Below are 24,015 nucleotides of genomic sequence, written 5' to 3'. Positions count from 1 at the left end.
CGGGATTGTCATGTCCCGGCCGGCCCAGAGGACCCATGACCGCTCAAAGCAACAGCTATGACTATGACGCCCTGATCGCCTGCGGGCGCGGGGAGCTATTCGGGCCGGGCAATGCCCAGCTGCCCCTGCCGCCCATGCTGATGTTCGACCGCATCACCCGCATCGCCGCAGAGGGCGGCTCCTATAACAAGGGCGAGGTTATCGCCGAGCTCGATGTGAAGCCGGACCTTTGGTTCTTCGACTGCCACTTCCAGGGCGACCCGGTCATGCCGGGCTGCCTGGGGCTGGACGCCATGTGGCAGCTGGTGGGATTTTATCTCGGCTGGACCGGCGCGCCGGGCAAGGGCCGGGCGCTGGGCGTGGGCGAGGTGAAATTCACAGGCCAGGTGCCTCCGAAGGTCAGGGATGTGCGTTACATCATCGACCTGAAGCGCGTCATCAACCGCAAGCTCGTGCTGGGCATCGCCGACGGGCGTGTTGAGGCGGACGGTCAGCTGATTTATGTGGCGAAGGATTTGCGGGTCGGCCTGTTCCGCCCCGAAGACCTCAATAGCGGAGGCTCTCAATGAGACGTGTCGTCGTCACCGGCATCGGTATCGTATCCTCCATCGGCGACAATGCTGACGAGGTCGCCGCTTCGCTCAAAGCCGGACGCTGCGGCGTCGGCGCCGCGCCCGAATACGCCGAGCTGAACTTCAAATGCCAGGTGCATGCGCGCCCGAAAGCCAATCCGGCCGACCATGTGGACAAGCGCGCCTGGCGCTTCATGGGCGACGGCGCCGGCTGGGCCTATATGGCCATGGAACAGGCCATCGCCGATGCGGGCCTGAGCCCCGAAGAGGTGTCCCAAGAGCGCACCGGGCTGATTGTCGGCACGGGCGGGCCCAGCGTGGAAGCCATCGTGGCGGCCGCGGACGTCACCCGCGACAAGGGCCCGCGCCGCATCGGGCCGTTCGCCGTGCCCAAGGCGATGTGCTCCACCGGCTCGGCCACGCTCGCCACCCCGTTCAAGATCAAGGGGCTGAACTATTCCATCAGCTCGGCCTGCACGACCTCGCTGCATTGCATCGGCGCGGCGGCCGAACAGATCCAGTTCGGCAAGCAGGACGTCATGTTCGCCGGCGGCGGCGAGGAGCTGCACTGGGCACTCTCCAACCTGTTCGACGCCATGGGCGCCATGAGCTCGAACTATAACGACACGCCGCAGAAAGCCTCGCGCGCGTTTGACAAGGACCGCGACGGCTTCGTCATCGCCGGCGGGGCCGGCATCGTGGTGCTGGAAGACTATGAGCGGGCCAAGGCGCGCGGCGCGACGATCTGGGCTGAAGTGCTCGGCTATGGCGCCACGTCGGACGGCCATGACATGGTCCAGCCCTCGGGCGAGGGCGCGGCGCGCTGCATGCGCATGGCGCTGGCTGAGGCCAAGGGCCGCCAGATCGACTATATCAACCCCCACGCCACCTCCACGCCGGTGGGAGACATCAAGGAAGCCGAAGCCCTCCGCGCGGTGTTCGGCCAGACCATCCCGGCCCTGTCAGGCACCAAGTCCATGTCCGGTCACTCTCTGGGCGCCGCAGGCGTGCAGGAGGCGATCTACTGCCTCCTGATGATGAAGCACGGCTTCATCGCGCCTTCGATCAATGTGGACAACGTGGACCCGGAGCTCGCTGACCTGCCCATCGTGACCAAAACCCAACAGGCCGAGCTCAACACCATCCTGTCCAACTCCTTCGGCTTTGGCGGCACCAACGGCACGCTGATCATGGGACGGCCGGATTAGGCGCTTCAATCCGGCGTCAAAATCCACCCCTTTTCTGGCCGCAATGTCAGGTGCACCATGACGCTCTCAACGGGACAGGGAGCGGGATATGACACGTATTGTATGGACAGCGCTGGCGGGCGTGATGGCGGGCGCGCTTCTGGCCGGGTGTTCGGAGGGCGGCGGCGCCGGCTCGGACAGGCAAGTTATTGGCGAGTTCGATGCGCGGTCTTCGGTAACGACCGCCGGCGCGCGCATGGCCGCCGCGCCGCCGCCGCCCGCTATGGCCGAGCAGGCGATGGAGTCGGGCGGCGGCGCGTCACAGGCGCCGGCTGAGGCCGGCGATCCGGAATCCTATCTGGCGTATCGCTATGACTACTCGGTGCGTCTGCCCGGCGAGGGCCTGGCCGGTCTGCACGGCGCCCATGTGGCGACGTGCGAGGCGGCGGGGCTGGGTCAGTGCCAGGTGGTTCACGCCTCCACCCAGAATGCCGGAACGGAGAATGCCCGCGCCAATCTGCGCCTGCGCGCCGCGCCGGCCTGGATTGCGCGCTTCCGCGAGGGGCTGGCCGCCGAGCTGGAGGGCGCGGGCGGCACAGTGATTTCCGAGCAGACCGGCGTGGAGGACCTGACCACCCAGATCGTGGACGGCGAGGCGCGCCTGCGCGCCCGCATCGCCCTGCGCGACCGGCTGCAGGCCATGCTGGAGCAGCGCGAGGCGCGGCTGGAAGAGCTGATCCAGGTGGAGCGCGAGCTGGCCCGGGTCCAGTCGGACATTGAAGCGCGCGAGAGCGTGATCGCGGCCCTGCGCCTGCGCGTGTCCATGTCAGAACTGAGCGTGGCCTATCACCCCCAGCTGACCCCGGCCTCGGCCTCCAACTTTGAGCCTGTGAGCGAGGCCATCGAATCCATGAGCCGGACCTTCGCCGAGTCGGTGGCTGCGCTGATCAGCTTCCTGGCGGCGCTGCTGCCCTGGCTGGTGCTGATCATCCCCGGCGCCTGGCTGATCCGGCGCTGGGTGCGCAAAGGGCTGGAGCGCCGCCGCGCCCGCAGGGCGGGGGAGACGGGCTAGCTGGTCGAACGGGCTGAAGATTCCAACGCAATCAGGGCGCTCGTGGCGGACATGGGGGCCGAGGCGGTGATCCCGCGCAATCGAATCCGAACACGCGCGATCGCTTACGCATTCGAGGCCCGGAAGGCGAGAATCACCGTCGAGCGCTGCTTCAACAAGCTCAGGCACGTCCGCTGTATCGCCACGCGCCCCGACCGGCGCGCAGTTTGCTTCCTCGGCCTTCTGCAGATTGCAGCTACTCTGCTTTGGGTCCGCTGAATGTCGATTCAGCCCAATATCCCTCGCCATGGCGAACCGGCCCGGCTAACGTCGGCCTGGAGTGAGGGGGCGGGCCATGAGTGAATTTGAATATGCAATCTTGTTCGTTGAGTTCCTGAACGCGTCCAATGTCGTGTTCGCCAACTACATGACGCTGGTTTTCGCGGGCCTGACCGCCAGCTGGTTCCTCGCCCGCCGCATGACGCGCGCCGTGGCGATCAGCTTCCTATTGCTGTTCACCCTGGGCGCCTTCGCAATCGGTATAGGGGTCTTTTTCTCCTTCAGCGACTTCTTCGCGCTGCAGACCCATCTCGCCGCCTCGGGCGCGTCTTTCCCGGCGCTGGACTGGCTGGGACCGCTGCGTGCCGGCGGCGCGGCGCCACTGCTTGGCGTGCAGCTTCTGATCCTCGCCATCCTGGTTTTCAGCTGGGCGGGAACCCTTGTGTTTTTCTGGATCGTGCGCCGCTCGAAATCCAATCAGCCCGAGGCGGCCAGCTGATGTTTCAGCGCCCATTCATTTGAAGCATGTTGGCGCGTCGTTCATCTCTTGGGGCGTGACTGCGGCGCTTGCGCCTCCGCCTTTCATAGACGCCCTGCTCGCAGACGCCTGTGCGCCGCTTTGTGGAGGGCGCATGTGCGGCGCCGGGTCGCCGGGCTCGTGACGGCAGGCGTGCTGCATGCCGTGGCGCTCTGATTGCTCGACGTGCTGACCCCGGCTGTTCTGCCCCAATCGGTGTGCGCCGCCGCTGCGATCAGCGTATGGATTTAAAATCGCCGTACGCTCTGAGTTTTTGATCAGGCGCGAATTTGCCCGAAAACCGGCGCCGATTTTCCGGATTGCGTCCTAGCTCCGCAGCCGCGCGCCCGCTTTCTCCGCCGCCGCGATGATCGCTTTGGAGGCCGCGTCGATTTCGGCGTCGGTGAGCGTCTTGTCAGACGGCTGGAGCGTCACCTCAACGGCCAGGCTCACATGACCCTCGGGCACGCCCTGACCGGCATAGCGGTCGAATAGCGCGGCGTCGGCGATCAGCGCCTTGTCCGCGCCGTGCACAGCGCGCAGGAGGTCGCCTGCGCTGAGGCTGTCCGGCGCCAGGAAGGCGAAATCGCGCCGCACGGGCATCAGGTCTGACAAGGCCAGCGCCGGGCGGGCTTTCAGCGCCTTCTTGCGCGCCGCCGGGATCGCGTCCAGCACGATCTCGAACGCGACGACGCGGCCCTCAATATCGAGGGCTTTGAGGACGCGCGGGTGAATCTCGCCGAACTCGGCGATGATATTGCGCCCCAAACGCAGAACGCCCGACCGTCCCGGATGCCACCAGTCGCGCGCATCGGCCGTGATCTGCAGATTGTCCACCGGCGCTTCGGCGGCGGCGAGCGCGGCCAGGACATCAGCTTTGATATCGAACACGTCCGGCGCATCGCCGCCGCGCCAGTCGCGGGAGGCGATCACCCGGCGGGCCGCCGCGACGACCGTGCGCTGGCCATCGGGCTGGTCATTGAGATAGACGGGTCCGGCCTCGAAGAAGCGCGGGTCGGGCAGGCCCCGGCGCGCATTGGCTTCCAGCGCCGTGATGAGGTGGATCAGCGCGCTGGGGCGCATCACGTCCAGTTCCGAACTGATCGGATTGGCAAGCCGCAGGCCCGGCCCGGCGCCGCCGAACAGGGCGGCTTGCGCGTGGTGGCAGAAGGACCAGGTGACCGCTTCCTGATAGCCACGCTGGGCCACAGCCCGGCGCGCCGCGCGCACGCGGTTCTGCAGGGGCGTGGCGGGCGCTTCAAGCCGGCCTTCGGGGCGGGACAGGCGCGTCGCGGGCAGCTTGTCATAGCCTTCGATGCGCGCGATTTCCTCAATCAGGTCAGCCGCCTCGCGGCAATCGCGCCGCCAGCTGGGGGGCGCGACGGTCCACACCGGCCCGCGCGTCACCTTGAAGCCCAGCGCGGTGAGGATGGCCTCAATCCGCTGGGGCGGCAGGTCCAGACCCAGCAGTTTCTTGACCCGCGCGATATCGAGCTCGATGGCCGGCAGGCGGGCGGGCGCCTTGCCCGCCACGCGCACTTCGCTGGGCTCGCCGCCGCCATATTCGAGGATCAGCGCCGTGGCGAGCTCCAGCCCGTCCATGACGCTTTCAGGGTCCACCCCGCGCTCGAAGCGGTATTTGGCGTCGCTGTCGATGCCGGTCTCGCGCCCCGCGACGCGGGTGATGGCCGGATCAAACCAGGCGCTCTCGATGAACACGTCTTTCGTGTCGCCGGTGCAGCCTGAATGCGCCCCGCCCATGACGCCACCCAGGCCCAGGCAGCGCTCATCATCGGCGATCACGCAGTGATGGGATGCGGGATCATACTCGCGCCCGTCCAGCGCCTCGAACCGGTCGGCCTCGCCGGCGCCGCGCCGGGCGCGGATCACCTTGCCGATCTTGGAGAGGTCATAGACGTGCAGCGGGCGGGCGCGGTCGTAGGACACGAAATTGGTCACATCGACCAGGAGATTGATCGGGCGCAGGCCCACCGCCTTCAGCCAGAGCTGCAGCCAGTCGGGCGAGGGGCCGTTTTTGACGCCCTTGATCACCCGTCCGGCGAAGACCGGGCAGGCCTCCGGCCAGTCGGTTTCGATGGTCACCGGGCAGGGGAAGAGCCCCGCCACGATCTCCACCGGCGCGTCCTTGAAGGTCCCGGCGCCCGAGGCGGCGAGATCGCGCGCAATGCCGTGCACGCCCAGCCAGTCGGGGCGGTTGGGCGTCACCTCGAAATCAATCACCGGATCATTGAGGCCGAGGGCCTCCGCCGCGGGCGTGCCCACCGGCCAATCGCCGGTCAGGTCCGCGATGCCGTCATGGTCCTCGCCTGCTTCCAGCTCCTTGGTGGAGCACAGCATGCCATGGCTTTCCACGCCGCGAATCTTGCGCGGCTTGGGGTCCAGCGCGAAATTGAGACCGGGGATATAGGCGCCCAGCGGGGCGTAGATCGCGGTCATCCCGGCGCGGGCATTGGGGGCGCCGCACACGATCTGCTTCTCGCCTTCCTTGGTCTCGACGCGGCAGACCCGCAGCTTGTCGGCGTCGGGATGCGGCTCGGCGGCGATCACGCGCGCGGTGGTGAAGGGGGCAAGGCGCGCCGCCGGATCCTCGACATGCTCGATCTCCAGCCCCGCCATGGTCATGGCGTCGGTCAGGGCCAGGATGGAGAGGTCCGTGTCGAGATGGCGTTTCAGCCAGGAAAGGGTGAATTTCATGGGTCCAGTGTCCTGAAACGCTTAGCTGAGGCCGGTGGCGAGGTTTGCCTGCAGGAGCGGGCTGAAGCCGTAATGGGCCAGCCAGCGCGAATCCGGTTCGAAGAAGGGGCGCAGATCCGGCATGCCGTATTTCAGCATGGCTAGGCGATCCACCCCCATGCCGAAGGCGAAGCCCTGATACTCGTCCGGATCGAGGCCACAGGCGCGAATGACATTGGGATGCACCATGCCGCAGCCCAATATCTCCATCCATTTATCGCCCGAGCCCACCTTCACCGCGTCGCCCACGCGCTCATAGCGCACATCCATCTCCGCGCTCGGCTCGGTGAAGGGGAAGTGATGCGGGCGCAGGCGCGCCTCCACCTGATCGGTCTCGAAAAACGCCGCGAGGAAATCGAGAAGGCAGCCCTTGAGGTGACCCATATGGGTCTCCCGGTCGATCACCAGGCCCTCGACCTGATGGAACATGGGCGTGTGGGTCTGGTCCCAGTCACAGCGATACACCCGGCCCGGCGCGATGATGCGGATCGGGGGCTTGTCTTTCATGAGCGTGCGGATCTGCACTGGCGAGGTATGGGTGCGCAAAAGCTTCGCCACGCCGCTCTCGTCAGTGGACATGAAAAACGTGTCGTGCATGTCGCGCGCCGGGTGACCGGCGGGGAAGTTCAGGGCCGTGAAGTTATGAAAATCATCCTCCACGTCCGGCCCTTCAGCCACCGCAAAGCCCATATCGGCAAAGATCGCCGCCAGCTCTTCCATCACCTGCGCCACCGGGTGCAGACCGCCCTGCGGCTCGCGCCGGGCAGGCAAGGTCACGTCCACGCGCTCAGAGGCGAGAGCGGCATTGAGCGCTTCGTCTTCAAGGGCTTGCTTGCGCGCATCAATGGCGGCGCTGAGCCGGTCGCGCAGGCCGTTGAGGGCCGGGCCCATCACCTGACGCTCGTCCGGGCTCATACCGCCCAGCTCGCGCATTTTCAGCGACACCTCGCTCTTCTTGCCCAAGGCTGCGACACGGATGTCGTCCAGCGCCTTGAGATCGGCGGCGGCGGCGATGTCGGCGGTGAAGCGCGCTTCCAGCGTTTCAAGGTCTGCTGTCTGGCTCATGATTCCGGCGGTGTCCGTTTCAGGTCTGGCGCGGTGTCTAGCGTGTTTTCGTGATCAGGGGCGCCCGGTTTGTGCGATTGGCGGCGGTCTAACGCAAACGCCCGCCTGGCGGGGCCAGGCGGGCGCTGTCGAGACGGTGTGAGAGCGGTGAGCTCTTACGCCAGCGCCTGCTTGGCCTGCTCGGCCAGCGACGCAAAGGCTTCGGGCTCGTGGATGGCGATGTCGGACAGCACTTTGCGGTCCAGCTCGATGCCGGCCTTGTTCAGGCCGTTGATGAAGCTGGCATAGGTCAGGCCGTTAAGACGGGCCGCCGCATTGATGCGCTGGATCCAGAGTGCGCGGAACACGCGCTTCTTGGCGCGGCGGTCGCGATAGGCGTACTGGCCGGCCTTTTCGACGGCCTGACGGGCGATGCGGATGGTGTTCTTGCGGCGGCCGTAAAAGCCTTTCGCCTGCTCAAGAACTTTTTTTCTCCGGGCGAGACGCGCCGGACCGGTGGAAACGCGGGACATGGGATGATCTCCTGAACGTCGCTAAATCTGGTGGGTCCCGGCCGCGTTAGCGGCTGTACGGGAAGTAGGAACGCTTGACGATCTTCGCGTCCGGCGCCGAGAGGGCGACGGTGCCGCGTTTCTGGCGGATCTGTTTCGGGGTCCGCTTGATCATGCCGTGGCGCTTGCCAGACTGAGCGGCCAGGATCTTGCCTGTGGCCGTGACCTTGAAGCGCTTTTTGGCGCCGCTTTTGGTCTTCATCTTCGACATTTTGCTCTCCTTGAGTGGCGATCGAGCGCTGGCGCTGATCGCGGTCGGCGGCCGCCCGGCATGTCGATTGGGCCGGGTAGGCCTGTTTTTACGAAGCGGCGGTTATACGCGCGCGCGCCCAAAACGCAAGGGCCAGCGCGCATCCGCAGACGTCATTCTGGCATGGATGAAAGCAAAAGGCGCGCCCGGGATGTCCCGGACGCGCCCCATGCCTGCATATGACGTTTCAGGACGCCTAGTTCGCCCAGCTCGGGGTGATCTCGGAGATCCTCACGCGCGCCGGCGTGCCTGCATTGTCAGACCGGTAGGTGCCGACATAGATGTCGTAGCGGCCCGACAGGGCTTCATCGAACGCCAGACCCGGGTTCAGATTGCCCGCGCCGTCATCGTTACACGCCCAACTGCCGTCGGGCAGGTTGATCGCGATGGTCGTGTCCACCTCGCTCTCGGCCCAGATATAGAGCGGGCCGTCCTGACCGTCCCAGAACAGATTGGCGGTCGGTTCGCGGGTGATATGGCCCGCGCACCACAGCTCATCGCCCGAGAACCCGGCGTCGCTGGCGACGATTGAGCCGCCCGCCTCGACATCCAGATCATGCGGGTCGGGCAGGAAGCCGGCGGCCAGGGTCACCGCGCCGAACAGTGGCTCGGCATTGATATCGACCTGGCCCGCCATCGGGTCAGCGCCGCCGCCAATTTCCGAAATATACAGCGTGGCCGGGGCGGTCTCGCTGCCGAACGTGCCGGCATAGATGTCATAGACGCCTGCTTCAGCGTCGCTGAATCGCACGACGGGATCGAGCCCGATCGCATCGTCATTGCAATACCAGGCGCCGTCAGGCGAATTGACCGCCAGCGTGGTGTCGGCGTCGGACGTCAGCGAGATGAAGAGCGGCCCCATCGGCTCGTCAAAGCGAAGGCGGAAGCTCGGCTCGCGCGTTGCACTGCCGACACACCAGCCGTCAGCGACCACGCCGCCGGTGGTGCCCATGCCCAGATCCACCGGTCCACCGGCGGTCAGTTGGACCGAAACCGGATCGGGCAGGAAGCCGCCCGTCAGGCGGCGTTCGCCATGGCGCGGACGTCCGGCCACGTCGAGGCGGTTGTCCACCCCGTCAAAGCCCAGCTCTGAGATTACCAGCGAAGCGGACTCAGCCGGCCGGGACGCGCTGAGCAGGCCGGTCCAGATCAGGTACCGCCCGCTCTCCGGCTCGCTGAACGCGACGCCCGGGTTGAGTTCGATCTGGTCGTCATTGCAATGGAAGGTCCCGTCCGGGGCGCGCACGGCGAGCGTGCCGTCATTTTCCGAACGCATGAAGATATAAAGCGGCAGGTCGCCCGCCTCATAGTCCAGAGCCACGGCTGCTCCCTGGCTGGACTGGCCCACACAGGACCAGTCGAGCACGGCCATGTCGCCATCACCGCCGGCCATCACGTTGATGCGCCGCGGATCATTGCGGAAGCCCGCGCGCAGGCTGAGCGTCTGCAGCGGCGCCGCGTCCGCAGACGGGGCGGTGCTGTAGGGGTTGAGGGTTATGAAGGCATCGGTGGCCACGTGCACCACGGCGTCGGGATAGCCCACGCCCGGTGAGAAACTGCCCAGCCATACATCATAGCGGCCAGACGCGGCGTTATCGATGGCGACGCCGGGATTGAAGGAGCCGGCGCCGTCGTCGTCACACGAGATCGTTCCGTCAGGCGCACGCACGATCATGGTCGTGTCGGTGTCGCTGGCGGCCGCAAAGCGGACATTTCCGCGGCTGCGCAGGACAACCGCGACGGAGGGCTGTTCGGAAATATAGCCCCAGCAGTCCGGCGACAGGCGCTCGGCCGGGATGGCCCCGGCGGCGCGGATGCGCAGGCTGACCGGCTCGGCGCCGGGCGTGTAGTCCAGTTCGCCATAGACGGGCGCGCCGGTGAAGGATTGCGCCAGCGAAGGTGCGGACAGTCCCAGCGCGCACAGGGGCGCCAGACAGGTGGACAGAATGAGGTTGCGAGTACGCATGAGCGTCTCCTTGGCGGCGCGTCGGGATGACGGGGGAACAAAGCAAAGCGGCCCCGCCCGGGAGGGCGGGGCCGTTCATTGGCCTTAGCGGCTGGTCAGCTCGGAGATGAAGAGCTGAGCCGGCTGCAGCGACGCGGTGCCATAGGTTCCGATCCAGATGTCGTACTGGCCCGATTGCGGGTTGTTGAAGCGGATCGAGGCGTTGAAGCCCTGGCCGCCATCATCATTGCAGTACCACGAGCCGTCCGGACCATTGATCACCAGCGTGGTGTCAGCCGAGGAGCTGGTGGAGAGGATCAGCGGCAGGCTGCCAGCCGAGAACTGCAGGCGCACGTCCGGCGCGTCAGCGATGAAGCCGGCGCAGCTGGACGAGATATTGCTCGCGGCGATCCCGCCGCCCGACTGAACATTGATCACATACGGATCGGGCGTGAACCCGCCAGACAGCGCAACGGTGCCATAGGTCGGATTGAGCGAGAAGTTCTGCGCGGACGCGACGCCAGCCAGAGCGGTTGCGGCGAAGGCCGCAGTCATGAGAGTGCGAATCATTGAATTAGTCCCTTTAAGCCCCGCCATTCCCCCCCCGCCAGCCGGGGCGAATTGCCGGCGACGGTGATTCACTGCCGCTCCATTGGAGGTCGGCAGGTCACGCGAGCTTCATGAACGCAGGCTGTACCGGACATGAACGCCGGAGACTTGCGCCAATCGGGACCCTCAACTCTCTCGCATGGCGTGCGCCTGTGGCGCCATTCAGGCGAGATCGGACTCCAAAGCTTAAAGCTCGATCAATACTTTAGCCGGATTTCGAAGGGGGCGCTACTCAAATCACGATGCCGGGAGGCGGACACCTAGGCGCCTTCGATCTCCTCGCGCAGCAGCTCCAGCTCCAGCCACCGGTTTTCTTTCTCCGCCTTCTTCTTGGAGAGGCGCTCCAGCTCTGCGCTGGCGGCCTGGAAGCGGGCGTGGTCGCGGGTGAACAGGTCGGCATCGGCCAGTTCGGTCTCCAGAGCGGTGATGCGCCCGGTCAGGGTTTCGATCTCGACCGGCAGGGATTCCAGCGCATGCTTGTCCTTGAACGACATCTTGGCGCGGTTCTGGGGCTTGGTCCGGGCGCTGGTCTGGGCGGGGGCGTCGCGTGAAGTGACCAGGTTCGCGGCCGCGCGGGCGGTGACGCCTTCGCCGCGCTGGGAGGCCATGTCTGAATAGCCCCCGGCGAACAGGCGCCAGACGCCGTCGCTTTCATAGGCCAGCGTCGCGGTGGCGGTGCGATCGATGAAATCGCGGTCGTGGCTGACGAGGATCACCGTGCCGGCATAGTCCTGGATGAGCTCTTCCAGCAGGTCCAGCGTTTCCAGGTCGAGATCATTGGTCGGCTCGTCCAGCACCAGAAGATTGGACGGCAGCGCGAGCGCGCGCGCCAGCATCAGCCGGGCCCGCTCGCCGCCGGACAGCGCCCGCACGGGCGTGCGCGCCTGTTCGGGCTGGAACAGGAAGTCTTTCATATAGGCGGCCACGTGCTTGGAGACGCCGCCCACCTCGACGCGCTCGCCGCCGCCGGGGGCGATGGCCTCGGTGACGGTCCATTCGGGCTGCAGGGCGGCGCGGCTCTGGTCCAGCGCGGCGATATCCAGATTGGCGCCCAGGCGCACCTGACCTGTGTCCGGCGCCATCTGGCCGGTCAGCATCCGGATCAGCGTGGTCTTGCCCGCCCCGTTGGGTCCGATCAGGGCCAGCCGGTCGCCGCGCGCGATGCGCAAAGACAGGTTTTCCGCGATGACGCGGTCTTCAAACCGTTTTGTGAGGCCTTCAGCCTCGATCACCAGCTTACCCGACCGTTCGGCATCGCTGAGCGCCATGGACGCCGCGCCCTGGGGTCCGCGCCAAGCCTTGAGCTGCGCCTTCATGGCCTGGAACTCGCCCACGCGGCGCATGTTGCGCGTGCGCCGGGCGGTGACGCCATAGCGCATCCAGTGCTCTTCACGGGCGATCTGGCGCGACAACTTGTGGCGTTCGGCCTCCTCGGCTGCAAACACCTCGTCGCGCCAGGCCTCGAAATGGGCGAATCCCTTGTCCAAGCGGCGGGTCACGCCGCGATCAATCCAGACGACCGCACGCGTCAGCGTCTCCAGAAAGCGGCGGTCGTGACTGATCAGCACCAGCGCGCCGCGCCAGCTTTTCAGCTCGCCTTCCAGCCATTCGATCGCTGGGAGGTCCAGATGGTTGGTCGGCTCATCCAGAAGGAGGATATCCGGTTGAGGCGCCAGGCAGCGCGCCAGCGCCGCGCGCCGCGCCTCGCCGCCTGACAGGCTGGCCGGCGCCGCTTCCGGATCAAGGCTGAGATGTTCGCACAGATAGTCGGCCCGGTAGGCGTCATCGCCATCGGTCAGCCCGGCGCGGATATAGGAAATGACGCTGTCATGCCCGCCCAGATCGGGTTCCTGGGGCAGATAGCGCAGGGTGGATCCGGGATGGACGAAGCGGTCGCCCCCGTCCGCTTCGATCAGGCCGGCGGCGATTTTCAGGAAGGACGACTTGCCTGATCCATTGCGTCCGACCAGCCCGATGCGTTCACCGGCGCCGACAATCATGTCGGCCCCGGTCAACAGGGGCGTCGCGCCAAACGTCAGCCGGATGCCCGCGAGGGTCAGAAGGGGAGGAGCAGCCATGGCGCAGGTCTATGCAGGCGCGCGCCCGCCCCGGCAAGGGGCGCGCTACAGACGCGCCTCGCGCCGGGCCATCCGCGTGCGCAATTCCTCGCGGGCCATGTGCAGCTGGAAATCTTCACCGGTCTCCCAGTCTTCGGGCGGCTGGCGGATATCCTCGTATTCGAAGGGCGCTTCGGTCTCTTCAACCTCGTTGGCCAGCGCATTGCGCAGGTCAGCCTCACCCGACAGGATGCGCGTCTCCGGCGTGATCTGGCGCGGCGCGACCAGAATATCCGGAATCACGCCCTGACCCTGGATGGAGCGCCCGGCGGGGGTGTAGTAGCGCGCCGTGGTCAGACGCAGGGCGCCGTCCCGGCCGCCGCGCAGCGGCACCACAGTTTGCATGGAGCCTTTGCCGAAGCTCGGCAGGCCGATGATTGTGGCGCGCTGGCGATCCTGCAACGCACCAGCCACGATTTCCGAGGCGCTGGCGGAGCCCGCATTGGTGAGCACCACGATGGGCGCCCCGGCCAGCATATCGCCAGCCTCTGCGTTATAGCGGCGCGTGTCGCGCGGATCGCGCCCGCGCGTGGACACCACTTCGCCGCGGTCGAGGAACAGGCCGGAGACCGACACCGATTGTTCCAGCAAGCCGCCGGGATTGGAGCGCACGTCCAGGATCAGGCCGGGCAGCGGACCGCCCTGGGCCGTCGTCATGTCGCGCAGCGCGGCGACTACGCGCTCGGTGGTGTTCTCGTTGAACGTGGTGATGCGCAGGTAAGGCAGGTCCTCGTCCATATTATAGATCACCGAGCGCACTTCGACGGCGGCGCGCACGACCGTGACCTCGAAAGGCTCCTGGCCTTCACGGCCAATGGTCAGGGTGACCGGCTCGCCGGCGGGTCCGCGAATGCGGTCCACGGCGGCGTCCATGCCCGCGCCCACCATGTTCTCGCCGTCCACGGCCAAGATCACGTCATTGGCCTCCAGCCCCGCTGCTTCGCCGGGCGTGCCGGCCATGGGTGACACGATGGTCACCAGATCATTGCGGAAGGTCACCTCGATGCCGATGCCGAAATATTCGCCGCGCGTCGTGGTCTGCATCTCTTGGAAGGCTTCGGGCGGCAGGTAGCGCGAATGGGGGTCCAGCGAACCCAGCATGCCGTTGATGGCCGCCTCAATCAGCGCCGCCTTGTCGGTTTCGACCACGAAGTCGGATTCGACCCGGCTGAGCACATCACCAAACAGTTCCAGCTGCCGGAAGGTCTCGGCGCGCTGCTGGTCGGGCGTCTCCTGCGACATGCCCAGCGTGGCCGCCCCGATGCCGAACAATACGGCGGAAGCGATGATCAGAAGGCGCATGCGGGTCATCCTTGCTCGGCGTCGTCAGGCGCGGTTCACGTCAGAGGCTCAGCCCCTGCGAAATTCGGGCCGCAGCCATTGTTCAGGGTCTACAGCGTCGTCGGTGCTGCGCCGTATCTCAAGATAGAGCATCGGCGCCGGATTGACACGCTCGCTCATGAGTCCGACCGGCTCGCCTGTCAGAAGGGACTGTCCCTCCGTAGCGTAGATCAATGCAAGCCCGCCTAACACAATCGTGTAGCCGTCGGGCGTGTTGATCATCACCACGCCGTCAAACCCCTGGAAGGGACCGGCATAGACGGTGATCCCGTCAAACGGCGCCGTGACCGTGGCGCGCGCCGGAGCCTCGAACCAGATGCCGTCGCGCCGCACCCCGTCCGGGCCCGGCTGGCCCGCGCGGATGGCGAGGCGGCCATTGACCGGCGGCCGCAGGGCGCCGCGCGCGTCCGCCAGTCTCAATGTCTCGATCGGGCCGGCCAGCGGGCGGGCGTCGACAAGACCGCCGCTTTCAGCCGCGGCCCCGCTGCGCACCGCCGATTCCGCCTCCGCCAGCAGTGCACTGAGATCGGCGTCATCATTTTCCGGCGGGTCGGTTGGCGTCAGGGCCGGGTCCGGGCGCAGACGAGGCGAGGGGATGACCTCGGCCACGCTGGACGGGTCCGGCACAGCTGGTGGATCGGGTTCGAGCCTGGGCGCCAGGCGCGGTTCGGCGGCGGCGAAGCGGCGGATATCGGCCAGCAGATCGCGCAGCGACCCGGCTTCACGTGCGATGCGGGCCGCCTGCGCCGACAGATCATCGGCTTCGGCCCGCAGGCGGCGCTCGGCGTCGCGGCGCCGGGCGATCAGGGCGTCCACCTCGGCGCGGGTCAACGACAAGGCCTCGCGCGCCTCGCCCACGGTCTCGGCCTGGGCGGACAGCCGCTGCTCCAGGGTGTCAATCTCGGCCAGGCGCGTGCGCACCGCCGTGGCGCGCGCTTCCAGCTGAGGCGCCAGCGCCGCCAGCAGCCCAGCGGCGCGTGCGGCTTCAGCCGCGTCGTCCGGCGTGACAGCCAGAGCGGGCGGATCGGCCATGGCGATGCGTTGCAGCGCGGCCAACACCCGCGCGAGCCCGCCGCGATCTTCGGCAAGGCGCCGGCCCAGCTCGGCGCGCTCTGCTTCCAGCGATTCCAGCGTGCGCACTGCGGCTTCGGCTTCGCCTTCGCGGGCGCGCACCTCCTCACCCGCAGCGGCCAGGCGGCGTTGCAAAAGGGCGATCTCGGCTCTGGCGGCTTCCGCATCCAGGCGGCGCGCTTCGGCCGCTTCGCGCAAGGCTTCAGCTTCGCTGTCCAAAGCCTCAACCTGATCAGGGTCAGGGGCAGGCGGGGGCGTCGCCTGGCCAAGAGCGGCGGCGAGGATGAGGGCTGTGAACATCATCCCTCCCGGTGATAGGGCGCGCCCGCGATCAGCGAAGCAGCGCGATAAAGCTGCTCGGCCAGCATGACGCGCACAAGCTTGTGGGGCCAGGTCGCCGTGCCGTAGCTGATGAGCTGAACCCCGGGCGGCAGCAGGGCGCGCTCATGCCCGTCCGCGCCGCCGATCAGGAAGGCAGCGCTGCGCACGCCGTCATCGCGGGCGCGGGTGAGGCGGTCAGCAAAATTCATGGAGCTGATGGTCCTGCCGGTTTCGTCCAGCGCGATCACCAGGCTTCCAGGCTCCAGCCCGTCCAGCAGCGCAGCGGTTTCGGCCGCCTTGTCTTTCAGGCGGCGCGGATCAATCTCGTGGTCTGTAAAGGGGCCCAGGCCGCTCGGCCGGCCCGTTGCGGTGGCGCGGGCGAGATAGTCATCCACCATCGCGCGTTCAGGACCGGCTTTCAGCCGGCCTATAGCCCGGATTTCCGCCCGCATCGCCGTGCTCCGCGCGTGAGCCGCCGACGGGTCAGGCCGTCCCGCCGGGCGAGGCTGACCACATCTTCTCCAGATCGTAGAAGACGCGCACTTCGGGGCGGAACACGTGGACGATCACATCTCCGGCGTCGATCAGCACCCAGTCGGCGCTTTTCAGGCCTTCAGCCCGCACGCCGTCCACGCCCGCTTCCTTCAGCTTCCGCAAAAGGTGGTCGGAGATCGCGCCTACATGCCGGTTGGACCGGCCCGAGGCGATGATCACGATGTCGGCGACGGAAGATTTGCCGTCGAGGTCGATGGCGACGATGTCTTCGGCCTTGTCGTCCTCGAGGGCGGCGATGACGAGCGCTTCAAGCGCTTGAGGTCCGTTCGCGTCGGCGGCCGAAGGGCCGTCAGGCGCTCGGTGTTGCAGGTCAGTGGACAGAGTCCTTACTCCCATGGCTGTCACACCCGGCTGCGTCCGGGCGGTCAGCACCCTATCACGCTTCGCCCGGGCATTCGAGCCAGTGTATGGAGAAGGGCTCGTCATGCGCCTGCCAGGCGTGGACCGGCGCAAGCCCGGCCGAACGGGCGAGGTCGCGGAAGGTGTCGAGCGTGAATTTGTGCGAGTTCTCGGTGTGGATCGTCTCGCTTTCGCGCAGCACGAAAGCGCGTCCCGACACCGTGAAATGCTGATCCTTCACTGCTTGGAGATACATTTCCATGCGTGAGCGGTAGGGGTTCCAGAAAGCGCGGTAGCGCAGGCCTTCAGGGTCCAGCGTGCCATCGAGCTCGGTATTGATGCGCCGGACCAGATTGAAATTGAACTCCGCCGTGGCGCCGCCGGCATCATCATAGGCGGCTTCCAGAACCCGCGCGTCCTTGCGCAGATCGGCTCCGATCAGCAGCGCATCGCCGGGCCGCAGCCAGCCGGCCAGCGTCTGCAACAGCGCGCGCGCATCGATCAGCTCGAAATTGCCGATGGTGGAGCCGGGGAAAAACACGATCCGGCGTCCCGGCGGCAGCGGCAGGGCGGAGAGGTCAATAGGGCGGGTGAAGTCATGGCACACCGCCCCGATCACCATGTCGCGATGGTCGCTGGCGATGTCGGCGCAGGCTGCTTTGACGTGCTCGCCGGAAATATCCATGCCGACATAGGCGGACGGCGCGTCCAACGCATCGATCAGCTTGCGCACTTTCACGCTGGAGCCGGCGCCAGGTTCCAACACCACGGCGCCGGGACCGGCCAGAGCGCGCAGCTCCGGCCCGATCTCGTCGAGCAAGGCGAGCTCGGTGCGGGTGGGATAGTATTCCGGCGCCCGCGTGATCCGGTCGAAAATGCGCGAGCCTTCCGCGTCGTAGAAATACTTTGGCGCAATGGCCTTTTGCGGCTTGGCGAGACCTGCCAGCACATCGGCGCGGAAATCGCCGGCAGGCGGACGCAGATCTTCAAAAAAGGCGAGCGCGGGCTCGCTGGGGAGGGGGTTGGTCATGGCGCCAGCCGGGCTGCTGAGGGTCAACCGCGCAACAGGCGCGACGCGTGGGGATGTAAGGGCTCGGTCAGATAAGTCCACCCGGGCGAGCCGGTATTCACCAGAGCGTGCGCCTGGCTCTCAGGGATTTGCGTGTGGCCGGGCGCACGTGCGGCGCGGCTGAAGCGGGCGGCGAGCCCGGCGCCGGGCCTCGCCACCACAGCCAGCGGCGTGCGCGCGGTGATCTCGCGCCAGGCCTTCCAGCGGTGCAGCTCGGCGAGGCCATCCGCGCCCATGATCCAGACAAAGCGCACGCCGCGATGGCGCGCTTGCAGCCAGGCGATGACATCCACCGTGCGATGGCTCGGCAGGCGGGCTTCGATCGCACTGACCACATGGCGCGGCCCGGGCGCGAGGGTGCGCACGGCGTCCAGGCGCCCTTCCAGCGGTGCAGGCGGGTTGTCCTTGAACGGGTTGCCCGGGCTGACCAGCCACCAGACCCGGTCCAGCTGCAGGCGCTTGAGGGCCGTACGGGCGACGTGCAGATGGCCGTCATGGGGCGGATCGAACGTCCCGCCATACAAGCCCACCCTCATACCCGGGGCTAGCAGCTCGCTTTTCAGCGCGGCCATGTTCCGCGCACCTGACCTGTGCCGCGCACGATGTATTTGCCGGTGGTCAGCTGAGCGGCGCCGACGGGTCCGCGGGCGTGCAGACGCCCCGTTGCGATGCCGATCTCGCCGCCATAGCCGAATTCGGCCCCGTCAGAAAAACCCGTCGCCGCGTTGTGCAGCGCCACAGCGGAATCCACCTGCCCCAGAAAGCGCGCGGCGGCGTCCTCGTCCTCGGTGACGATCGCGTCCGTATGGCCTGACCCGTGGGCGGCGACATGGTCCAACGCCTCCTCGATGCCGCCGACCACGCGCACCGACAAAATGGCGTCGAGATACTCGGTGTCCCAGTCCTCGTCCGTCGCCGCATCCATGCCGGGAACCAGCTTGCGTGCAGGGTCATCGCCGCGCAGCACACATCCTGTGCCCGCCAGCGCTCCGGCGATCACAGGCAACAGGTCCGGCGCGCAGGCAGAATCGATCAGCAGCGTCTCGGCGGCGTTGCACACGCCGGTCCGGCGCATTTTGGAATCCAGCGTGATGCGCAGCGCCTTTTCAGGATCGGCGTCCGCGTGGACATAGACATGGCACACGCCGTCCAGATGGCTCAGCACCGGCACGCGCGCGTGCTGGCGCACATGGGCGACCAGGCTCTTGCCGCCGCGCGGGATGACCAGATCGCACCCGTTTTCATCCAGGCTCAGCATGGCGGTCACCCAGGCGCGATCAGAATCCGGCGGGGTCTGGACCGCGTCCTCCGGCAGGCCTGCCGTGCGCAAGCCCGCACGCATGGCCTCGACCAGCGCGGCGCTCGTGCCAGTCGTCTCTGACCCGCCGCGCAGGATCACGGCATTGCCGGCGCGCACGCACAGCGCAGCGGCGTCGGCGGTAACATTGGGCCGGCTTTCGAAAATCACGCCGATCAGCCCGATGGGAACGGACACTTCAGAAATCTCCAGCCCGTTCGGCCGGGTCCAGCGGCGGCGTTCGCCGCCCACAGGATCAGGCAAATCGGCCACCGCCTCCACGCCAGCGGCGATGGCCTCCAGGCGCTCGGCGTCTAGGGTCAGGCGATCCAGGAAGGCGCCGGTCTGGCCGCGTTCACGGGCCGCCTCGGTCTCTTTGGCATTGACGTCCAGAATGGCTTTGGCGCGCGCGCGGATTTCAGCGGCGCTGGCGCGCAGGGCTGCACTGCGGGCGTCGGGTCCGGCGGCCTCCAGCGCGCGCCGGGCGGCGCGTCCTCTGGCGGCCAGGGCGGCAAAGCGATCAAGATGGGTCAATGGGTCTCCTCACTATCCAGTACGATATCGCCGGCATGGACGAGGGATGCCCCGCGGCGATAGCCCAGCGTGGCCTCCACGGCCTTGGACCGCAGGCCGGCGATGCGCCGCGCCTCCTCGCCATTATAGCCGGCGATCCCGGTGGCGAAGCCGCGTCCGTCCGGGTCCGCGATGCGCACCGTGTCACCGCGCCGGAACACGCCTTCGACCCGGGTCACCCCGGCGGGCAACAAGCTGCGGCCTGAAATGATGGCGCGGCAGGCGCCGGCGTCCAGATGAAGCGTGCCGCTGGGCGACAGGGCACCCTGTATCCAGGCCCGGCGGGCGCTTTCAGGCGAGCCATGGGCGGCGAACCAGCTGGCGCGCGCACCGTCGCGCAAGGCCTCCAGCGGACGGGCCGGCGCGCCGGAGGTGATCACCACCGCGCAGCCCGCCGACATGGCGATGCGCGCTGCGGCGATCTTGCTGGACATGCCGCCGGTTCCGGCGCCGGGGCGGGGCGGGCCCGCCAGAGCCTCGATCTCCGGCGTGATCGCGGCGATGTCAGGAATGTGCTGCGCGCCCGGCTCGGACGGATCGCGATCATAGAGACCGTCCACATCCGACAGAATGACCAGCAGCTGCGCACTGCACAGCTGGGCGGTGCGCGCAGCCAGCTTGTCATTGTCGCCAAAGCGCAATTTCTCGGTCGCCACGGTGTCGTTTTCGTTGATCACCGGCACGGCGCCAAAGCCGAACAGCGCCTCGATGGTGTTGCGGGCGTTCAGCCAGCGCGGGCGCGCCTCGGTATCGGCGGGCGACAGCAGCGCCTGGGCGGCCGGGAAACCATGAAAGGCGAAGGCCTGGTCCCACATCTGAATGAGCAGGGCCTGCCCGGCGGCGGCGGCGGCCTGCTTGTGTTCGAGGTTCAGGCGCTGTCGCGGGCCAAGGCCAAGCCTCGGACGTCCCAGCGCGACGGCGCCGGACGATACCAGCACCGCCTCCTGCCCGCGTGCGCGCAGCTCCGCGATATCAGCGGCCAGGGCGGCAAACCGGTCGGCGCGTGGCGCGCCGGTCTGCTGATCGATCAGCTGGGCTGATCCGATCTTGATCACCACCCGGCGCGCAGACGCGAGGCGTTCGGCAGCGTTCATGGCGTCCATCCGGTTTCGGCTTGTGCGGCGGCCTCCACCGCGGCCGCGGCGGCTTTGCGCTCGGCGATCTGGTGCGCCTGGACGGCTTCCCAGACCTTGAACATCAGGGGGCGCACGCCGTCCTGCGTGGCGCCCGACAGGCGCATCACGTCGCGTCCGCTGGCTGCGCGCAAGGCGGCTTCGGCGGCGTCCAGCGTCTCGTCGTCCACCGCGTCGATCTTGTTGAGCACGACGATTTCCGCCTTGTCTTCCAGCCCGGCGCCATATGCTTCAAGCTCGCCACGCACGATGGCGTAGGCGCCAGCCGGGTCTTCGCCCGAGGCATCGACCAGATGCACCAGCAGGGCGCAGCGTTCCACATGTCCGAGGAAGCGGTCGCCAATCCCGGCGCCTTCATGGGCGCCTTCGATGAGGCCTGGAATATCCGCAATCACGAAGCGCGCGCCGGGCGCCAGATCCACCACGCCCAGATTGGGATGCAGGGTGGTGAAGGGATAGTCGGCGATTTTCGGCGTGGCCGCGCTGACGACCGAGAGCAGCGTCGACTTGCCCGCATTGGGCAGGCCGATCAGGCCCGCATCCGCGATCAGCTTCAGGCGCAGCCAGACCCAGCGCTCCTCGGCCTCTTCGCCCGGCTGGGCGATGCGCGGCGCCTGGTTGCGGCTGGTGGTGAAGTGGGCGTTGCCCTTGCCGCCCCGGCCGCCCTTGGCGAGCAGTACGCGCTGACCGGCCTCGGCCAGGTCGGCGAGGATTGTCTCATTGTCCTCATCCAGGATCTGGGTGCCCACCGGTACTTTCAGGACCACGTCCGGCCCGTCCGGCCCGGTGCGGTTGCGCCCCGAGCCATGCACGCCGCGCCCTGCCTTGAAGTGCTGCTGATACCGGTAGTCGATGAGGGTGTTCAGCCCCTCCACCGCCTCGGCCCAGACATCGCCGCCGGCGCCGCCATCGCCGCCATCGGGACCGCCGAATTCGATATATTTCTCCCGCCGGAAGGAGACACAGCCCTGCCCGCCTTGGCCGGACTTGATGTAGACGCGTGCTTGATCGAGGAATTTCATGGGCGAAGCTCTATCCGGTCTGGGGTCCGATGTGTAGGGCCATGGCCCGGTGCGCAGCGTGCGCCATGCGGCCCATGGAGAACATGTGTGTTTCGGCGCCGCCATCACTGTAGGCGAATCCGAGCTTTGTCAGCACCCGCGCCGAGGCCGGGTTGTCACTGAAATGGCCTGCGACGAGGCGCTCGATGCCGCGTGATTGCGCGTCTGCGATCACAGCGGAGCCCGCTTCCGTCGCGATGCCGCGCCCCCAGGCCGGCATCGCCAGCCAGTATCCCAGCTCCCACAAGCCATCGCCGTGGGGATGCAGGCCGATGACGCCCAGCGGCGCCTGGTCCGTGCGCTGCGTGATCAGCCGGACGCGGTCTCCGCGCGCGCCTTCAGCGGCGCGCATCGCCAGCACGAAGTGTTCTGACGCCAGCGCCATGCAGGGCGAGGGGATGCGCGCCACCATCCGCGCGACTTCAGGCCGCCCGCCTTCACGCGCCAGGAAAGGCGCATCCTCGAGGCGCAGCCTGCGCAGCGCGAGGCGCGCCGTGATCAGGTCAGGGGGCGAGGCCTCGTCCGGGTCGCCGATGCCGCCACGCATGTACCGCCTCCAGTTGAGCGGCGCGCCGGGGAGGGCGCAAGAAAAAGGGGAGGCGGGCGACCCGTCTCCCCTTTTTCAGCATGTCTGCCGGACCGGATCGCCCCTGTCGGGTGAGGCGGTCCGCGTCCTGTCGCGCCGCCCTATTCAGCCGCCTCGGCAAGCGGGGCCACGCTCACGAATGTGCGCTGGTTGGCTTTGGTGCGGAACTCCACCCGGCCCTCGGTCAGGGCGAACAGGGTGTGATCCTTGCCGATGCCGACATTGACGCCGGGATAATATTTGGTGCCGCGCTGACGCACGATGATATTGCCCGGGATGACCGCTTGGCCGCCGGATTTCTTGACGCCCAGGCGACGGCCTGCGGAGTCGCGGCCGTTGCGTGAGGAGCCGCCTGCTTTTTTGTGAGCCATATCCGCTCTCCTTTAATCCTTGCGCAGACGCGTTACGCGCCGGCCAGTTCTTTCGCCTGGGCGATCCACTCGCCCGATTCCGCTTTCGCCTTCAGGCCGGCGATCTCGCCGTCCAGACGCTCAAGGTCCGCCCCGGTCCACGCCGCCACCTGGGCAAACGTGGTGACGCCCGCCTCGGCCAGCTTTTTGGCGAAGGCCGGGCCGACGCCGTTGAGCTGGGTCAGATCGTCCGCGCCTGCCGCAGCTTTCGGCTTCGCCGCCGCCTTGGCGGGCTTGGCGTCGGCCTTTGCAGGCTTGGCCGGGGCCGCTTCAGCAGCCGGCTCTTCAGCCGCCGGCTTGGCCGCTTTTTTCTTGCCGCCGAGCGCGGATTTCGCGCCGGGTTTGAGAATTTCGGCGATCGAGATCACCGTGATCCACTGGCGGTGGCCGAGCTTGCGGCGGTAATTCTGCCGGCGGCGCTTCTTGAAGATGATGACCTTCTTGTCCTTGCGCTCGTCAAGGACTTCGGCCGTCACCGAGGCGCCATCCACGCCGGGCGCGCCCACCATGGGGTCGCCTTCGCCGCCGATCATGAGGACCTGGTCAAACGTGACCACGTCGCCCGCTTCGGCGTCGAGCTTTTCCACGCGCAGAATGTCGCCCTGGGCGACCCGGTACTGCTTGCCGCCGGTTTTGATCACCGCGTACATATGTCTCTTCCTTCTGATCCGGCACCGTGACCGCGTGCGCCTCGACGGAGGCGGCCTTCCCGCGGGCCGGGACCCTTTTTCTTCGCCGGTTCTGATCTGATCCGGCGTTGTGAACAGGACAAACGCACCGGGCGAGCAAGGCCGTTGACCTTGCCCGCCGCAGCGCGAGCGCGCGATATAGGCGCATGGGCCTTTGTGAGTCAATGAGCGCGCCTGCCGGTGCGCGGCCCTGCGCGCTTGATTTCGCCGCCGGACTGCGCCACAAACCGCACCGCCGCTCGGAGAGGTGCCGGAGTGGTCGATCGGGGCGGTCTCGAAAACCGTTGTGCCTTCACGGGTACCGTGGGTTCGAATCCCACCCTCTCCGCCACTTGCCCTTGAGAAAGCGTTCTCCCGATCCGGCTGCGGCCGGATTTTTCCGTTGTTTTCGGGGGTTATGCGGGTGGGGCTGTTAACCGGCCCACGCCCCGAAGGGCGCACACGCGTTCTCTCCGGGCCGATATTCTCCGGACCTGTTAACCGCCGCGTTTCCGGTGAACAGCCTCTAGTCTTTGCTTTCAAATGATCTTTCGAACTCTCTGATGCATGCGATTTGGAAAATCCTTCTGGTTGGCGGACGGAACAGAGATCGAACGCCGCCCGTTGCACCGCGGTTCGGCTGCAGCTGGAGACTAATCGGGCCACAGCGGCCGTTCGTGCTTTGTGCTGAGTC

The 24,015-nt window shown here is 67.3% G+C and carries 23 protein-coding genes and 1 tRNA gene; 5 read left to right on the top strand and 19 right to left on the bottom strand.

Annotated elements, in window-relative coordinates; all coding sequences use genetic code 11:
• The first annotated feature begins 35 nt into the window (after positions 1–35).
• The 4 genes from fabA to L2D01_13745 all read left to right on the top strand — a co-directional run bounded on the left by fabA (position 36) and on the right by L2D01_13745 (position 3,588).
• Positions 36–569 carry a 3-hydroxyacyl-[acyl-carrier-protein] dehydratase FabA gene (gene fabA, locus L2D01_13760; protein WBQ09937.1) on the top strand — a complete coding sequence of 178 codons (534 nt, stop codon included), beginning with the start codon at positions 36–38 and terminating at the stop codon, positions 567–569.
• The gene (gene fabB / locus L2D01_13755) at positions 566–1,780 is read left to right on the top strand and encodes a beta-ketoacyl-ACP synthase I (GenBank protein WBQ09936.1); all 1,215 of its coding nucleotides are present in this window, start codon (positions 566–568) and stop codon (positions 1,778–1,780) included. The genes fabA and fabB overlap by 4 nt, the downstream gene beginning before the upstream one ends.
• 88 nt (positions 1,781–1,868) lie before the next feature.
• Entirely contained in the window at positions 1,869–2,831 is a 963-nt protein-coding gene (locus L2D01_13750) for a DUF4349 domain-containing protein (GenBank protein ID WBQ09935.1), read from the top strand.
• A 334-nt stretch (positions 2,832–3,165) separates the two neighbouring features.
• Positions 3,166–3,588, top strand: coding sequence for a hypothetical protein (locus tag L2D01_13745; protein ID WBQ09934.1), 423 nt, complete (start codon positions 3,166–3,168; stop codon positions 3,586–3,588).
• A gap of 345 nt (positions 3,589–3,933) precedes the next feature.
• Here L2D01_13745 and pheT read toward each other — a convergent pair whose 3' ends face one another.
• From pheT to L2D01_13650, 19 genes are all read right to left on the bottom strand, one after another.
• On the bottom strand, positions 3,934–6,321 hold the full coding sequence (gene pheT / locus L2D01_13740; GenBank protein WBQ09933.1) for a phenylalanine--tRNA ligase subunit beta: 2,388 nt from the start codon (positions 6,319–6,321) through the stop codon (positions 3,934–3,936).
• A gap of 21 nt (positions 6,322–6,342) precedes the next feature.
• Positions 6,343–7,425, bottom strand: coding sequence for a phenylalanine--tRNA ligase subunit alpha (gene pheS / locus L2D01_13735; GenBank protein ID WBQ09932.1), 1,083 nt, complete (start codon positions 7,423–7,425; stop codon positions 6,343–6,345).
• A gap of 155 nt (positions 7,426–7,580) precedes the next feature.
• Entirely contained in the window at positions 7,581–7,937 is a 357-nt protein-coding gene (gene rplT / locus L2D01_13730) for a 50S ribosomal protein L20 (GenBank protein WBQ09931.1), read from the bottom strand.
• Between the two features lie 46 nt (positions 7,938–7,983).
• Positions 7,984–8,187, bottom strand: a complete 204-nt coding sequence (gene rpmI, locus L2D01_13725; GenBank protein WBQ09930.1) for a 50S ribosomal protein L35 — start codon at positions 8,185–8,187, stop codon at positions 7,984–7,986.
• A gap of 235 nt (positions 8,188–8,422) precedes the next feature.
• Entirely contained in the window at positions 8,423–10,192 is a 1,770-nt protein-coding gene (locus tag L2D01_13720) for a hypothetical protein (protein ID WBQ09929.1), read from the bottom strand.
• A gap of 84 nt (positions 10,193–10,276) precedes the next feature.
• The gene (locus L2D01_13715) at positions 10,277–10,741 is read right to left on the bottom strand and encodes a peptidase S1 (GenBank protein ID WBQ09928.1); all 465 of its coding nucleotides are present in this window, start codon (positions 10,739–10,741) and stop codon (positions 10,277–10,279) included.
• 299 nt (positions 10,742–11,040) lie between these two features.
• Positions 11,041–12,858: an ATP-binding cassette domain-containing protein gene (locus tag L2D01_13710; protein ID WBQ09927.1), complete on the bottom strand. Its 1,818-nt coding sequence runs from the start codon at positions 12,856–12,858 to the stop codon at positions 11,041–11,043.
• Between the two features lie 45 nt (positions 12,859–12,903).
• On the bottom strand, positions 12,904–14,199 hold the full coding sequence (locus tag L2D01_13705; protein WBQ09926.1) for a S41 family peptidase: 1,296 nt from the start codon (positions 14,197–14,199) through the stop codon (positions 12,904–12,906).
• Between the two features lie 48 nt (positions 14,200–14,247).
• On the bottom strand, positions 14,248–15,609 hold the full coding sequence (locus L2D01_13700) for a peptidoglycan DD-metalloendopeptidase family protein (GenBank protein WBQ09925.1): 1,362 nt from the start codon (positions 15,607–15,609) through the stop codon (positions 14,248–14,250).
• Positions 15,609–16,082, bottom strand: coding sequence for a 23S rRNA (pseudouridine(1915)-N(3))-methyltransferase RlmH (locus L2D01_13695; protein WBQ09924.1), 474 nt, complete (start codon positions 16,080–16,082; stop codon positions 15,609–15,611). The genes L2D01_13700 and L2D01_13695 overlap by 1 nt, the downstream gene beginning before the upstream one ends.
• 31 nt (positions 16,083–16,113) lie before the next feature.
• Positions 16,114–16,521, bottom strand: a complete 408-nt coding sequence (gene rsfS, locus L2D01_13690) for a ribosome silencing factor (GenBank protein ID WBQ09923.1) — start codon at positions 16,519–16,521, stop codon at positions 16,114–16,116.
• A gap of 40 nt (positions 16,522–16,561) precedes the next feature.
• Positions 16,562–17,554 (bottom strand): L-histidine N(alpha)-methyltransferase, encoded by a 993-nt coding sequence (gene egtD, locus L2D01_13685; protein ID WBQ09922.1) that lies wholly within the window; start codon positions 17,552–17,554, stop codon positions 16,562–16,564.
• Between the two features lie 23 nt (positions 17,555–17,577).
• The gene (locus L2D01_13680) at positions 17,578–18,165 is read right to left on the bottom strand and encodes a nicotinate-nicotinamide nucleotide adenylyltransferase (protein ID WBQ09921.1); all 588 of its coding nucleotides are present in this window, start codon (positions 18,163–18,165) and stop codon (positions 17,578–17,580) included.
• Positions 18,153–19,424 (bottom strand): glutamate-5-semialdehyde dehydrogenase, encoded by a 1,272-nt coding sequence (locus L2D01_13675; protein WBQ09920.1) that lies wholly within the window; start codon positions 19,422–19,424, stop codon positions 18,153–18,155. Before L2D01_13675 ends, L2D01_13680 begins: the two co-directional genes overlap by 13 nt.
• The gene (proB, locus tag L2D01_13670; protein ID WBQ09919.1) at positions 19,421–20,557 is read right to left on the bottom strand and encodes a glutamate 5-kinase; all 1,137 of its coding nucleotides are present in this window, start codon (positions 20,555–20,557) and stop codon (positions 19,421–19,423) included. The genes L2D01_13675 and proB overlap by 4 nt, the downstream gene beginning before the upstream one ends.
• Complete coding sequence (gene obgE, locus L2D01_13665) at positions 20,554–21,618, bottom strand: GTPase ObgE (GenBank protein ID WBQ09918.1); 1,065 nt, start codon at positions 21,616–21,618, stop codon at positions 20,554–20,556. Before obgE ends, proB begins: the two co-directional genes overlap by 4 nt.
• A 10-nt stretch (positions 21,619–21,628) precedes the next feature.
• Positions 21,629–22,204 (bottom strand): GNAT family N-acetyltransferase, encoded by a 576-nt coding sequence (locus tag L2D01_13660; GenBank protein ID WBQ09917.1) that lies wholly within the window; start codon positions 22,202–22,204, stop codon positions 21,629–21,631.
• 140 nt (positions 22,205–22,344) lie between these two features.
• Complete coding sequence (rpmA, locus tag L2D01_13655) at positions 22,345–22,614, bottom strand: 50S ribosomal protein L27 (GenBank protein WBQ09916.1); 270 nt, start codon at positions 22,612–22,614, stop codon at positions 22,345–22,347.
• A gap of 32 nt (positions 22,615–22,646) precedes the next feature.
• Positions 22,647–23,303 carry a 50S ribosomal protein L21 gene (locus L2D01_13650; GenBank protein ID WBQ09915.1) on the bottom strand — a complete coding sequence of 219 codons (657 nt, stop codon included), beginning with the start codon at positions 23,301–23,303 and terminating at the stop codon, positions 22,647–22,649.
• 280 nt (positions 23,304–23,583) lie between these two features.
• Here L2D01_13650 and L2D01_13645 point away from each other — a divergent pair.
• Positions 23,584–23,673 (top strand) — tRNA-Ser (locus L2D01_13645).
• Positions 23,674–24,015: the final 342 nt, after the last annotated feature.

The organism is Hyphomonadaceae bacterium ML37 (genome assembly GCA_027627685.1).
GTDB lineage: Bacteria > Pseudomonadota > Alphaproteobacteria > Caulobacterales > Maricaulaceae > Oceanicaulis.
The sequence above is the reverse complement of the archived record's forward strand: the minus strand, read 5'-3'. Positions and strand labels throughout refer to the sequence as shown.